Annotated in this window: 14 protein-coding genes; 11 read left to right on the forward strand and 3 right to left on the reverse strand. The window is 46.1% G+C overall.

Annotated elements, in window-relative coordinates; all coding sequences use genetic code 11:
• Positions 1-3 precede the first annotated feature (3 nt).
• From atpB to glmU, 9 genes are all read left to right on the forward strand, one after another.
• The gene (gene atpB, locus R7E38_RS19270; RefSeq protein ID WP_005378922.1) at positions 4-816 is read left to right on the forward strand and encodes a F0F1 ATP synthase subunit A; all 813 of its coding nucleotides are present in this window, start codon (positions 4-6) and stop codon (positions 814-816) included.
• Between the two features lie 57 nt (positions 817-873).
• On the forward strand, positions 874-1,128 hold the full coding sequence (gene atpE / locus R7E38_RS19275) for a F0F1 ATP synthase subunit C (RefSeq protein WP_002540812.1): 255 nt from the start codon (positions 874-876) through the stop codon (positions 1,126-1,128).
• 74 nt (positions 1,129-1,202) lie between these two features.
• The gene (gene atpF / locus R7E38_RS19280; RefSeq protein ID WP_005378929.1) at positions 1,203-1,673 is read left to right on the forward strand and encodes a F0F1 ATP synthase subunit B; all 471 of its coding nucleotides are present in this window, start codon (positions 1,203-1,205) and stop codon (positions 1,671-1,673) included.
• A 14-nt stretch (positions 1,674-1,687) separates the two neighbouring features.
• Positions 1,688-2,221: a F0F1 ATP synthase subunit delta gene (atpH, locus tag R7E38_RS19285; RefSeq protein WP_005378930.1), complete on the forward strand. Its 534-nt coding sequence runs from the start codon at positions 1,688-1,690 to the stop codon at positions 2,219-2,221.
• Positions 2,222-2,234: 13 nt separating this feature from the next.
• The gene (atpA, locus tag R7E38_RS19290; protein WP_005378931.1) at positions 2,235-3,776 is read left to right on the forward strand and encodes a F0F1 ATP synthase subunit alpha; all 1,542 of its coding nucleotides are present in this window, start codon (positions 2,235-2,237) and stop codon (positions 3,774-3,776) included.
• A 44-nt stretch (positions 3,777-3,820) separates the two neighbouring features.
• Positions 3,821-4,687 (forward strand): F0F1 ATP synthase subunit gamma, encoded by an 867-nt coding sequence (gene atpG / locus R7E38_RS19295; RefSeq protein WP_005378932.1) that lies wholly within the window; start codon positions 3,821-3,823, stop codon positions 4,685-4,687.
• A 35-nt stretch (positions 4,688-4,722) separates the two neighbouring features.
• Positions 4,723-6,126 (forward strand): F0F1 ATP synthase subunit beta, encoded by a 1,404-nt coding sequence (gene atpD, locus R7E38_RS19300; RefSeq protein ID WP_005383849.1) that lies wholly within the window; start codon positions 4,723-4,725, stop codon positions 6,124-6,126.
• A gap of 18 nt (positions 6,127-6,144) precedes the next feature.
• Positions 6,145-6,567, forward strand: coding sequence for a F0F1 ATP synthase subunit epsilon (locus R7E38_RS19305; RefSeq protein WP_005378937.1), 423 nt, complete (start codon positions 6,145-6,147; stop codon positions 6,565-6,567).
• A 149-nt stretch (positions 6,568-6,716) separates the two neighbouring features.
• Positions 6,717-8,078, forward strand: a complete 1,362-nt coding sequence (gene glmU, locus R7E38_RS19310) for a bifunctional UDP-N-acetylglucosamine diphosphorylase/glucosamine-1-phosphate N-acetyltransferase GlmU (RefSeq protein WP_017821563.1) — start codon at positions 6,717-6,719, stop codon at positions 8,076-8,078.
• A gap of 80 nt (positions 8,079-8,158) precedes the next feature.
• Here glmU and R7E38_RS19315 read toward each other — a convergent pair whose 3' ends face one another.
• On the reverse strand, positions 8,159-8,899 hold the full coding sequence (locus R7E38_RS19315) for an amino acid ABC transporter permease (RefSeq protein WP_226084085.1): 741 nt from the start codon (positions 8,897-8,899) through the stop codon (positions 8,159-8,161).
• Between the two features lie 115 nt (positions 8,900-9,014).
• Between R7E38_RS19315 and R7E38_RS19320 the strand changes: the two genes are divergently transcribed.
• A complete protein-coding gene (locus R7E38_RS19320; protein ID WP_005378944.1) occupies positions 9,015-9,791 on the forward strand; it encodes a transporter substrate-binding domain-containing protein in 777 nt (258 codons plus the stop codon).
• 44 nt (positions 9,792-9,835) lie between these two features.
• Here R7E38_RS19320 and punC read toward each other — a convergent pair whose 3' ends face one another.
• A complete protein-coding gene (gene punC / locus R7E38_RS19325) occupies positions 9,836-11,041 on the reverse strand; it encodes a purine nucleoside transporter PunC (protein ID WP_005378946.1) in 1,206 nt (401 codons plus the stop codon).
• A gap of 152 nt (positions 11,042-11,193) precedes the next feature.
• On the opposite strand from punC, the gene punR reads away from it, so the two are divergent.
• Entirely contained in the window at positions 11,194-12,096 is a 903-nt protein-coding gene (gene punR, locus R7E38_RS19330) for a DNA-binding transcriptional activator PunR (RefSeq protein ID WP_005378948.1), read from the forward strand.
• 54 nt (positions 12,097-12,150) lie between these two features.
• On the opposite strand, the gene ilvA is transcribed toward punR, so the two are convergent.
• Positions 12,151-13,698 (reverse strand): threonine ammonia-lyase, biosynthetic, encoded by a 1,548-nt coding sequence (ilvA, locus tag R7E38_RS19335; protein ID WP_226084084.1) that lies wholly within the window; start codon positions 13,696-13,698, stop codon positions 12,151-12,153.
• Between the last annotated feature and the right edge of the window lies 1 nt (position 13,699).

A 13,699-nucleotide genomic window follows, 5' to 3' on the forward strand; every position in this document is an offset into this window, starting at 1 on the left:
GTTATGGCTGCGCCAGGTGAAGCGCTAACATCGTCCGGTTACATTGCCCACCACCTTTCTAACCTATCGCTATACAAGTTGGGTTTAGTAGGGTCGGAGACAAGTTTCTGGAACGTACATATCGATAGCCTGTTTTTTTCTTGGTTTACTGGTTTAATCTTCCTCGGAATTTTTTACAAAGTAGCAAAGAGAACAACAGCGGGTGTACCGGGTAAGCTTCAGTGTGCTGTAGAAATGATCGTTGAATTTGTCGCCGATAACGTCAAAGACACGTTCCATGGACGCAACCCACTGATCGCGCCTTTAGCACTGACTATCTTTTGTTGGGTATTTTTGATGAACGTGATGGACTTAGTTCCTATCGACTTCTTACCATACCCAGCAGAGCATTGGCTAGGTATTCCTTACCTTAAGGTTGTACCGTCTGCTGATGTGAATATCACCATGGCTATGGCTCTAGGCGTTTTTGCATTGATGATTTACTACAGCATCAAAGTAAAAGGTCTAGGTGGATTCGCAAAAGAACTTGCACTACATCCATTCAATCACCCACTGATGATTCCGTTTAACCTACTAATTGAAGTGGTATCGCTATTAGCGAAACCTCTATCACTTGGTATGCGTCTATTCGGTAACATGTTCGCGGGTGAGGTTGTATTCATTCTTTGTGCGGCAATGCTACCATGGTACTTACAATGGATGGGTTCACTACCGTGGGCAATCTTCCATATCTTGGTTATTACGATTCAAGCCTTCGTATTCATGATGTTGACAATTGTTTACCTGTCAATGGCACACGAAGATCCTGATCATTAATTTTTTTAAAGCTTTTTATTTGGGCACTAAGCCAACAACTATAAATTGGAGATAGTAATGGAAACTTTACTGAGCTTTTCTGCAATCGCCGTAGGTATTATCGTCGGTCTTGCTTCTCTTGGTACAGCGATTGGTTTCGCACTGCTAGGTGGTAAATTCCTAGAAGGTGCTGCACGTCAACCAGAAATGGCTCCTATGCTACAAGTTAAGATGTTCATCATCGCGGGTCTACTTGATGCGGTTCCAATGATCGGTATCGTAATCGCGCTACTATTCACTTTCGCAAACCCATTCGTTGGTCAACTAGGTTAATCACCTTTAACTCGGGACGGGCGATTATCGCTTGTCACTGATTAACACTAAGTCCAAATAGAGGGGTAGCTGTTGTGAACATAAACGCAACTCTGCTAGGTCAAGCAATCTCGTTCGCACTATTTGTGTGGTTCTGCATGAAGTATGTATGGCCACCATTGATGCAAGCGATCGAAGAGCGTCAGAAGAAAATTGCTGATGGTCTTCAAGCAGCAGAACGTGCTGCGAAAGACTTGGATCTAGCACAAGCCAACGCTTCTGATCAATTGAAAGAAGCGAAGCGCACAGCAACTGAGATCATCGAACAAGCGAACAAGCGTAAGTCTCAAATTCTTGATGAAGCTCGCGAGGAAGCTCAGGCAGAACGCCAGAAAATCCTAGCGCAAGCAGAAGCAGAACTTGAAGCTGAACGCAATCGTGCACGCGATGAGCTGCGCAAACAAGTTGCTACTCTGGCTGTAGCTGGTGCTGAGAAAATCCTTGAGCGTTCTATCGATAAAGATGCGCAAAAAGATATTCTCGACAACATTACTGCAAAACTTTAAGTCTGGGGGCGCATATGTCTGATTTGACTACTATCGCACGCCCCTATGCTAAAGCAGCCTTCGACTTTGCTTTAGAGAAAGACCAGTTGGACCAATGGGGCCAAATGTTATCTTTTGCTGCTGAAGTGGCCAAAAACGAACAAATGAACGAACTACTAACGGGTTCGGTTTCTGCTGACAAAATGGCAGAAATTTTTGTTGCAGTTTGCGGCGAACAAGTTGATGCGCACGGTCAAAACCTTTTGAAGGTAATGGCTGAGAATGGTCGTTTAGCGGCCCTTCCTGATGTTTGTAAAGAGTTTTTTACTCTGAAAAAAGAACATGAGAAAGAAATTGATGTTGAAGTTATTTCAGCAACAGAGCTTTCTGATGAACAACTTGCAAACATTGGCAGCAAACTTGAAAAGCGTCTTGAACGCAAAGTGAAGCTGAATTGCAGTGTAGATGAGACCCTACTTGGTGGGGTTATTATTCGAGCCGGAGACCTAGTCATCGATGACTCAGCGCGTGGTCGTTTGAACCGCCTGAGCGATGCATTGCAGTCTTAATGGGGATTGGAGCATGCAACTTAATTCCACGGAAATTAGCGATCTGATCAAACAACGTATCGAATCTTTCGAAGTTGTTAGTGAAGCTCGCAACGAGGGTACTATCGTATCGGTAAGCGATGGTATCATCCGCATCCACGGCCTAGCGGACGTGATGCAAGGTGAAATGATTGAATTACCGGGTGGCCGTTATGCACTGGCACTTAACCTTGAGCGTGACTCGGTTGGTGCGGTTGTAATGGGCCCATATGCTGACCTTAAGGAAGGCATGAAAGTTACAGGTACTGGCCGCATTCTTGAAGTGCCAGTTGGTCCAGAACTACTAGGCCGCGTAGTAAATACGCTGGGTGAGCCTATCGATGGTAAAGGTCCAATCGAAGCGAAAATGACTTCGCCTGTAGAAGTGATCGCACCAGGTGTAATCGACCGTAAATCGGTAGACCAACCTGTGCAAACTGGTTATAAGTCAGTTGACTCAATGATCCCAATCGGTCGTGGTCAGCGTGAGCTTATCATCGGTGACCGTCAGATTGGTAAAACAGCACTGGCGATCGACGCGATCATCAACCAGAAAGACTCTGGTATTTTCTCTATCTACGTAGCAATCGGTCAGAAAGCATCGACTATCGCTAACGTTGTTCGCAAACTAGAAGAGCACGGCGCACTACAAAACACTATCGTTGTAGTTGCATCAGCTTCTGAATCTGCAGCGCTTCAATACCTAGCGCCTTACGCAGGTTGTGCGATGGGTGAATACTTCCGCGATCGCGGTGAAGACGCACTGATTGTTTACGATGATCTATCTAAGCAAGCGGTAGCTTACCGTCAGATCTCTCTACTACTTAAACGTCCACCAGGCCGTGAGGCATTCCCAGGTGACGTATTCTACTTACACTCGCGTCTACTAGAGCGTGCAGCTCGTGTAAACGAAGAGTACGTAGAGCGTTTCACTAACGGTGAAGTGAAAGGTAAGACTGGTTCTTTGACTGCTCTTCCTATCATCGAAACTCAAGCAGGTGACGTTTCAGCATTCGTACCGACTAACGTAATCTCGATTACCGATGGTCAGATCTTCCTACAAACTGAGCTATTCAACGCTGGTGTTCGTCCTGCTGTTGACCCAGGTATCTCAGTATCTCGTGTAGGTGGTTCAGCTCAGACGAAAATCATCAAGAAACTATCAGGTGGTATCCGTACAGCACTAGCTGCATACCGTGAACTAGCGGCATTTGCTCAGTTCTCTTCTGACCTTGATGACGCAACGAAGAAACAGCTAGACCATGGTCAAAAAGTTACAGAACTAATGAAGCAGAAGCAGTACGCTCCAATGTCTGTATTTGACCAAGCTCTAACTATCTTCGCGGCAGAGCGCGGTTACCTTGATGATGTAGAACTTAACAAAGTTCTAGATTTCGAGGCGGCTCTACTATCGTACGCTCGCGGTCAATACGCTGAACTAGCAGCTGAGATCGACAAGTCTGGCGCTTACAACGATGAAATCGAAGCTCAGTTGAAGAAACTGACTGACGACTTCAAAGCAACCCAAACTTGGTAATTAGGTCGGTGGCAGTTTCTGCCACCAACTAACGGAGAGTAACGATGGCCGGCGCAAAAGAGATACGTAATAAAATCGGTAGTGTTAAAAGCACTCAGAAAATTACGAAAGCGATGGAAATGGTAGCAGCTTCAAAAATGCGTCGTTCTCAAGATGCAATGGAAGCTTCTCGTCCATACGCTGAAACAATGCGTAAAGTGATCGGTCATGTGGCTAACGCAAACCTAGAGTACCGTCATCCGTACCTAGAAGAGCGTGAAGCTAAACGTGTTGGTTACATCATCGTTTCGACAGACCGTGGTCTGTGTGGTGGTTTGAACATTAACGTGTTCAAAAAAGCCGTTACAGACATGCAAGCATGGAGAGAGAAGGGTGCTGAGATTGAGCTAGCCGTTGTTGGCTCAAAAGCAACAGCTTTCTTTAAACATGGTGGCGCAAAAGTTGCGGCACAGGTTTCTGGTCTTGGAGATAATCCAAGCCTACAAGACCTAATCGGCTCTGTTGGCGTAATGCTGAAGAAATACGATGAAGGTGAACTGGACCGTCTATATGTAGTATTCAACAAGTTTGTAAATACTATGGTTCAGCAACCAACGATCGATCAATTGCTACCTTTGCCTAAATCGGACAGCGAAGAGATGCAGCGTGAGCATTCATGGGACTACATCTATGAGCCTGAACCAAAACCTCTACTGGATACGCTATTAGTGCGTTACGTAGAGTCTCAGGTATACCAAGGTGTGGTTGAGAACCTTGCTTGTGAGCAAGCGGCTCGAATGATTGCGATGAAGGCTGCAACGGATAACGCAACCAGTTTGATTGACGATTTGGAACTTGTGTACAACAAAGCCCGTCAGGCTGCGATTACACAAGAACTATCAGAAATCGTTGGTGGTGCAGCTGCGGTTTAAGCTTAGGTAAAACGAAATAGTTTAGAGGATTAACGATGGCTACAGGTAAGATCGTACAGATCATCGGTGCGGTAGTCGACGTAGAGTTCCCACAGAGCAATGTACCTAGTGTATATGACGCTCTAAACGTAACGGACTCAAAAGAGCGTCTAGTTCTTGAAGTTCAACAACAGCTAGGCGGTGGCGTAGTTCGTTGTATCGTAATGGGTAGCTCTGATGGTTTACGTCGTGGAGTAGAAGTGGTTAACACTGGCGCTCCAATTTCAGTACCAGTAGGTACTAAAACTCTAGGTCGTATCATGAACGTCCTAGGTGACGCGATTGACGAGCGTGGTGAAGTGGGTGCGGAAGAGGTTTACTCTATCCACCGTAGTGCACCAAGCTACGAAGAGCAATCAAACGAAATTGCACTTCTAGAAACGGGCGTTAAAGTAATCGACCTAATTTGTCCATTCGCTAAGGGTGGTAAAATCGGTCTATTCGGTGGTGCAGGTGTAGGTAAGACCGTTAACATGATGGAACTTATCAACAACATCGCACTACAGCACTCAGGTCTATCAGTATTTGCTGGTGTTGGTGAGCGTACTCGTGAAGGTAACGATTTCTACTACGAGATGCAGGAAGCGGGCGTTGTAAACGTTGAGAAGCCTGAAGAATCAAAAGTAGCGATGGTTTACGGTCAGATGAACGAGCCACCAGGTAACCGTCTACGTGTTGCACTGACTGGTCTAACAATGGCAGAGCGTTTCCGTGACGAAGGTCGTGACGTACTACTGTTCATTGATAACATCTACCGTTACACACTTGCAGGTACAGAGGTATCAGCACTACTAGGTCGTATGCCTTCTGCGGTAGGTTACCAGCCAACTCTTGCAGAAGAGATGGGTGTACTCCAGGAGCGTATCACGTCAACGAAATCAGGTTCTATCACGTCTGTACAGGCGGTATACGTACCAGCGGATGACTTGACTGACCCGTCTCCAGCAACAACGTTCGCGCACTTGGATGCAACGGTTGTACTTAACCGTAACATCGCTGCAATGGGTCTATACCCTGCGATCGACCCGCTAGATTCAACATCTCGTATGCTTGATCCACTAGTCGTTGGTCAAGATCACTACGAAGTTGCTCGTGGTGTTCAGCAGACTCTTCAGCGCTACAAAGAGCTGAAAGATATCATTGCTATCCTAGGTATGGACGAGCTATCTGAAGAAGATAAGCAAGTTGTATCTCGTGCACGTAAGATTGAGCGTTTCCTAACTCAGCCTTACCACGTAGCAGAAGTATTTACAGGTGACCCTGGTATTTACGTACCTCTAAAAGAGACTCTACGTGGCTTTAAAGGCCTACTAGCTGGTGAATACGACGACATTCCTGAGCAGGCATTTATGTACTGCGGTAGCATCGACGATGCTATTGAGAATGCGAAGAAGCTATAAGGCTAACTAGGAGGCGATATGGCAGCAATAACCTTTCACCTAGACGTAGTAAGCGCTGAGAAGAAAATCTTCTCTGGTCGTGTTGAAACGTTTCAGGTGACCGGTAGCGAAGGTGAACTTGGTATTTTCCATGGTCACACACCGCTGCTGACCGCTATCAAGCCTGGTATGGTGCGTATTGTGAAACAGCACGGCCACGAAGAAATTATTTATGTTTCTGGTGGTATGGTAGAGATTCAGCCTGGTACAGCGACTGTACTAGCTGATACAGCTATCCGTGGTGAAGAGCTAGACGCAGCGAAGGCAGAAGAAGCCAAACGCCGCGCTGAGGAGCAAATCCAGAATCAGCATGGTGACATGGACTTCGCACAAGCGGCCAGTGAACTGGCTAAAGCCATTGCTCAGCTACGAGTTATCGAGCTGACAAAAAAGCGTCGCTAAGCTCAATTAGCAACGTTGCATGAAAAAAGGCGGCCAATTGGTCGCCTTTTTGATTAATTTTAGTTGGAAATTTACATCCCACCATTAACTAATCCTTCCAAGGTGTTTAAAATAACGCCCAATTAAAATAGAACGTCAATAGGTTATTAATGAAATTCAGTGCTGTGATCCTTGCTGCGGGTAAAGGTACCCGTATGTATTCAAACATGCCTAAAGTGCTACACACTTTGGCAGGGAAGCCAATGGCAAAACATGTGATTGATACATGTACAGGTCTTGGCGCACAAAACATCCACTTAGTATATGGTCACGGTGGTGATCAAATGCAGCAAACGCTAGCAGAAGAGCCTGTAAACTGGGTACTGCAAGCGGAGCAACTAGGTACAGGTCATGCGGTTGATCAAGCGTCTCCGAAGTTTGAAGACGATGAAAAAGTACTGGTGCTTTACGGTGATGTTCCACTGATTTCAGCTGAAACGATTGAAAACCTATTAGATGCACAGCCAACAGGCGGTATTGCACTACTAACAGTGATTCTAGATAACCCGACAGGCTATGGTCGTATTATCCGTAAGAATGGTCCTGTTGTGGCGATCGTTGAGCAAAAAGATGCAACAGAAGAGCAAAAACAAATTAAAGAGATCAATACTGGCGTGATGGTTGCGACTGGTGGGGATCTTAAGCGTTGGTTGTCTGGCTTAAACAACAACAACGCACAAGGCGAATACTACCTAACTGACGTTATTGCAGCTGCACACGATGAAGGTCGTGCCGTTGAGGCAGTACACCCAGTCAATGCCATTGAGGTGGAAGGGGTCAATGACCGCGCACAGCTTGCTCGTCTAGAGCGTGCTTTCCAGTCAATGCAAGCTCAGAAGCTACTAGAGCAAGGTGTCATGCTACGCGATCCAGCACGCTTTGATTTGCGTGGTGAGTTACAGTGCGGTATGGACTGTGAAATCGACGTGAACGTTATCGTCGAAGGTAAAGTTTCACTGGGTGATAACGTGGTTATCGGTGCGGGTTGTGTACTGAAAGATTGTGAAATCGACGACAACACCATCGTTCGCCCTTACAGTGTGATTGAAGGTGCAACGGTTGGTGAAGAATGTACGGTTGGTCCATTTACTCGCCTTCGTCCTGGTGCTGAAATGCGTAACGATTCCCATGTGGGTAACTTCGTTGAAGTGAAAAATGCGCGCATCGGAGAAGGTTCAAAAGCGAACCACCTAACTTACTTAGGTGATGCAGAGATCGGCCAACGTACTAACATCGGTGCAGGTACGATCACTTGTAACTACGATGGTGCGAACAAGTTTAAAACCATCATCGGTAATGATGTTTTTGTTGGTTCTGATAGCCAGCTGGTGGCGCCTGTCACTATCGCTGATGGCGCAACCATCGGTGCAGGCACGACACTAACAAAAGATGTTGAAGAAGGTGAGTTAGTAATTACTCGCGTCAAAGAGCGCAAAATTACTGGCTGGCAGCGTCCTGTAAAACAAAAATAAGCAATACCTGCACTCTATCGCTATATTGTCAAAGCCGCTCAACAAGTGCGGCTTTGTTGTTTCTAGCTCAGGCTTCATCGTTAGTAACTAGGAATAGCAATACGTTTTTCGAGCCAACGAACGGCTTGAGATACAAATAGGATGAGTAACAAGTACTCCAAAACGAGGAAGGTATAAATCTCTAGGGGTAAGTACTCATTCACCACCAGCTCATTAGCACGGCGAGTGAGATCGCTTAAACCAATCACACTGACTAAAGAACTCATCTTGAGGATGTAGACAAATTGATTGCCCAGTGTAGGGAGGATTTGTCGAAACGCTTGGGGAAGAATTACCAAGCGCATCTTTTGCCAATAGCTTAAGCCCAAAGACTCAGCTGCTTCATGCTGGCCACGGCTGATAGCTTGTATCCCACCGCGAAACACTTCCGCCATAAACGCACTCTCAGCGATAGTCAGTGCAATAACACCCGCCCAAAAGTGATTGAGTGAGACATCCAATAGCGTAGGCATGCCGTAATACACCCAAAGTAGTAAGACTAAAACTGGCACTGAACGGATCACCTCGACATAAATACGGTTTATCCACTTCAGATAGGCAGAGTCCGACAGAGCGGGTAACGCAACGATCAGGCCCAAGCTCATCGCAAATAACATACTGAGGAGTGATACCTGAATGGTGTCATTAAACCCAGCGATTAAAAACTTTAGATTGGTGAGTCCTTGATCCGTCGAAGGGTCAAGTACATACCAGCCCCATTGATAATCTGAACAACCAGTGAGTAATAGCAGTGAAAACAGCCATAGAGTTCGAAACGTCACATTTACTCCCTGAATTAACTAAAAAACTTCCTTTGTTGCTGCTATGTTATCAGTAGAGCTCTAATAAAGGTTAATTATTAAACCGTATAAGGTCATTATTTTTAAGGGAATAAAAATGAGAAAGATTTTACTAGTGCTAGGAATGTGTTTGCTTGCTGCGACTCAAGTCGCTCACGCTGAAAGCCGTCTTCAATCCATTTTAGACAATGGCGTACTCCGAGTTGGAACGACGGGAGATTGGAATCCGATGACGATGAAAGACCCCGCGACAAACAGTTATCGTGGCTTCGATATCGATGTAACAACAGAACTTGCTAAAGATCTCGGTGTAAAAGTGGAGTATGTGCCCACGGATTGGAAGACGCTAGTTAATGGCATTACCGCCAACAAATACGATATTACTGGCAGCGCATCTCTGAACATGTCTCGCGCGAAAGTAGCTGGATATAGCCAGCCATATTTCTACCTTGCCTTTGTACCTGTGGTGCAAAAGAAAGATCTCGCCAAATTCTCTGATTGGGCGGATTTTAATAAACCAGAAGTAAAAGTCGCGGCGACGTTAGGTACGGTACAAGAAAAAATGGTGAAAGAGTTCTTCCCGTCTGCTCAGCATATTGTTATTGAAGCGCCAGCGCGCGACTTCCAAGAACTACTAGCTCGCAGGGCCGATGTATCGGTGACGTCCAATGTGGAAGCAGCGACGTTGGTGGATAAGTTTAAACAATTGGCGATAGTGCCAGTGACCGCACCGCGTAAACCAACCCCAATTGCTATGTTGTTGCCGCAAGACGATCAAGTATGGATTAATTACATCAATCACTGGGTAGAGTTGAAAAAGACTCAAGGCTTTTTTAAGCAGACTGCCAAGAAATGGGGGTTGAAAAGCTTATAAACAGAAAGAGCCGCATTGCGCGGCTCTTTTTATTATCTGAACGATTAAAGTTCGTCTTCACTCACGACTCGGGCGTTGTCAGGAGTCGTAAAGTGCTTGGATAATTCGCGATTCGACAGAATGTATCCCATCCACAGCCCACCCATACAGATGATGATTGCGATGCCAGTAACCATCTGAGCTTGGCTTGCCATTGCGGCTACCAATGCACTTGAGAAGCTACTTACACAGATTTGCAGGCTGTTTTGCAGACCTGCTGCTGTTGCAGGGCTCTGTTGTGCGCTGGCCAGTGCACGGTTTACCACTATTGGGTACAGCGCGCCGTTAGCAACGGCAATCAAACAGAATGGCGCAAGAATAGGCCAAATCGATGACAGCTCCCACTGTGAAGCAATGAAAATCATTAATGCCGCGACACTAAATAGGCCAATCAGTTGGCGCAGAACCTTTTCATCACCAAATTTTCGAACGCCTACTTTACCTAAGTAGCCACCAGCCATAAATGCGATAGTTTGTGGGATAAAGCTCAAACCAATATCTTTTGCTTCGTAGCCCAGTTGCGCCATGATTTCTGGCATCCCTGTTAGGTAAGCAAAGAATGCAGCTGAAGCCGTCGCAAACATAAACACGTTGCCAAGGTATTTTTTAGAACTCAGCAGCGCTTTGATGTCGGCAGACATACTGGTTTGTTTGATTTCTGCTTTCTCGTCTTTTTGTGCCATGGTCGCAAAGACCAAAAAGACACCAACCAGTGTTAGCGTAATAAAGATACTGTGCCAGCCGAAGTTATCTGCCAACACAACCCCTAATTGAGGTGCTAGTGCTGGTGATAGCGCGACGAGTGGCATTATTGTCGCAAAAATTTGTTGGCTACTGCTTGAGTAGCGCTTAATGACCATAGCCTGCCAGATCACGGCTGGTGCACACACACCGATAGCTTGGATAAAGCGCAGTGTGAGTAGTTGCCATACTTGATCACAGAAAGCCAAACCGAATGACGCGATAGTAAATAGCACCAACCCAGCTGCGAGTGTATTACGATGGCCAAATTTATCGGATGCCAATCCCCACATTAGTTGGCCAATCGCCATACCAACGAGGAATACCGTTAAAGAGAGCGCAATTTGCTCAGGGCCTGTTGCAAAGTCGATTTCCATCGCTTTGAATGCTGGCAGATACATATCGGTAGCAACGAAGCCAAGCATCGATAATGCTGCCAGATAAATGAGCTGTAGTTTTGAGATTTTCATGATTCAACCAGTCAAATTATTTAATCATTTTTTAATCAACATCAGTTGGCACCAACCCTGATTTATTTACCTTATTATTCTATTTTTCGATTTTGAGAAAATAAAACGCTAAAATTGTTGGTTATCAATCAAATTTTTTGAAAGGTTAAATCATGTTCTCTAAAGCGTCTTTGGAAATGTTGGATACGGTTGCCCGTTTAGGCAGTTTCACCGCTGCGGCTGAGGTATTGCATAAAGTCCCCTCAGCCATCAGCTATGGAGTAAGGCAGGTCGAGCAAGATTTAGATGTGGTGCTGTTTCGACGTTTACCAAGGAAAGTCGAGCTAACTCCAGCGGGTGAACTTTTTATGGCCGAGGCGCGCTCTTTGCTGCGTCAAATGGAAGAGGTGAAAGCACAAACGCGGCGAGCGGCTCAAGGATGGAAAAGCACGTTAAAGCTGACCTTAGATAACGTGGTGAAGTTAGAAAAACTCAAACCTTTGGTGGAAGATTTCTATCGCGAGTTTGAATTTGCTGAATTGCAGATCAATATGGAGGTCTTCAATGGTTCTTGGGAAGCCATAGCACAAGGTCGAGCCGACATTGTCGTTGGCGCGACATCTGCGGTTCCCGTTGGGGGAGATTTTGAAGTCAAAGATATGGGCGTATTAGATTGGGCATTTGTAATGTCACCCGCTCATCCTTGCGTTCGACAACAAGTGCTTACTGAAGCGTTTGTGAGTCAATTTCCGGCGATCTGTCTTGATGATACTTCGAACGTGCTGCCAAAACGCCATACTGGCCATTATCCGCAACAGCGCCGATTATTATTGCCCAATTGGTATAGTGCGATTGAATGTTTAAAAAATGGGGTGGGCGTGGGTTACATGCCACGTCATATTGCAACACCCTTAATCAATGATGGTGTGCTGGTGGAGAAGGTCATGCCGGATGATAAACCGCTCAGTCACTGCTGCTTAGTATGGCGCAAAGATGATAATCATAAATTGATCCAGTGGATGGTGGACTATCTTGGGTCGCCTAATCAGCTACATAAAGATTGGTTACAGTCATAAAAAACACCTCGCATTAGCGAGGTGTTTTCATTGATATGTTTAAAATGTGGCGTTTTATGACAAGAAAAACTTATACGATGGGTTGTCTGTCTCGTCTTTGCATTGATAGCCAAGTTCACGTAAATGTGCAGAAAACTGAGCTAAATCGCTTTCATCTAACTCGAAACCACATAAAACACGTCCGTAGTCAGCGCCGTGGTTACGGTAGTTGAACAAACTGATATTCCAGTGTGTGCCGAGTGTGCTTAAGAACTTAAGTAGCGCCCCAGGGTACTCTGGGAATTCAAAGCTGTAGAGGCGCTCTTTAAGCGGCTTAGACGGCTTACCACCAATCATGTAGCGCACGTGCAGTTTCGCCATTTCATCATCAGACAGGTCAACCACTGGGTAGCCACCATCACGTAAGTCGTGAATGATATGTTCTAGCTCTTCCTGACCGCCTTGCAAACGCACACCGACAAAGATATTTGCCAATGCGTCATCGTTGTAGCGGTAGTTAAACTCTGTCACGGCACGGCCGCCAATGAGATTACAGAACTCAAAGAAAGCACCTTGACGCTCAGGGATGGTGACGGCAAGCAGACCTTCACGTTTTTCACCAAGCTCGCAGCGTTCAGAAACATAACGCAGACCGTGGAAGTTGGTGTTTGCGCCAGACAATACCGTACCTAGGTTTTTGTCTTTCAGCTTGTTCTGTTCAGCAAACTTCTTCAAACCCGCCAGAGCAAGCGCGCCAGAAGGCTCTGCAATCGCACGGGTGTCTTCAAAGATGTCTTTTACTGCTGCGCAGATTTCATCGCTAGAGACTGCAATATGGCCATCAATGTACTTTTGGCATAGACGAAACGTCTCTTCACCAATGCGTTTTACTGCAACGCCATCGGCAAACATGCTGACCTGGTCTAATACTACTGGTTCACCTGCATCCAATGCCGCTTTGAGGCATGACGAATCTTCTGGCTCAACTGCAATCACTTTGATTTCTGGCATCAGTTGCTTCACAAGTACCGCAACACCCGCAGCCAAACCGCCGCCACCGACAGGGACGAAGATGTAATCAAGGTGACCATTTTGCTGCAGCATTTCCATGCCGATGGTGCCTTGACCTGCAATCACCAGTGGATGATCGAAGGGAGGGACAAAGGTGTACCCGTTTAACTCGGATAGACGCTCTGCCTCGGCTTTTGCCTCATCAAAGTTACTGCCGTGCAACACTACATTGCCACCAAAGCTGCGTACCGCATCGACTTTGATGTCTGGTGTGGTTTTGGGCATTACGATGGTGGTCTTGATGCCTAGCTTAGTACCAGAGAGCGCCATGCCTTGAGCGTGGTTGCCTGCCGATGCTGCAATCACCCCCGCGGCTTTTTGTGCTTCAGATAAACTCGCCACCATATTGTAGGCACCGCGCAATTTGAACGAGTGTACGGGTTGGCGATCTTCACGCTTGATCTGCACGTTATTCCCGATACGTGCAGATAAACGAGGCATTTCTTGCAGTGGCGTCACTGTTGCTACTTCATAAACAGGTGCGCGAAGGATTTGGCGCAGATAATCTGCGCCAGTTTGGTTCACTTGTTTTTCGGGTTGAGCTTCCATCATT

It is taken from the genome of Vibrio sp. Vb2131 (assembly GCF_033338535.1).
GTDB lineage: Bacteria > Pseudomonadota > Gammaproteobacteria > Enterobacterales > Vibrionaceae > Vibrio > Vibrio alginolyticus.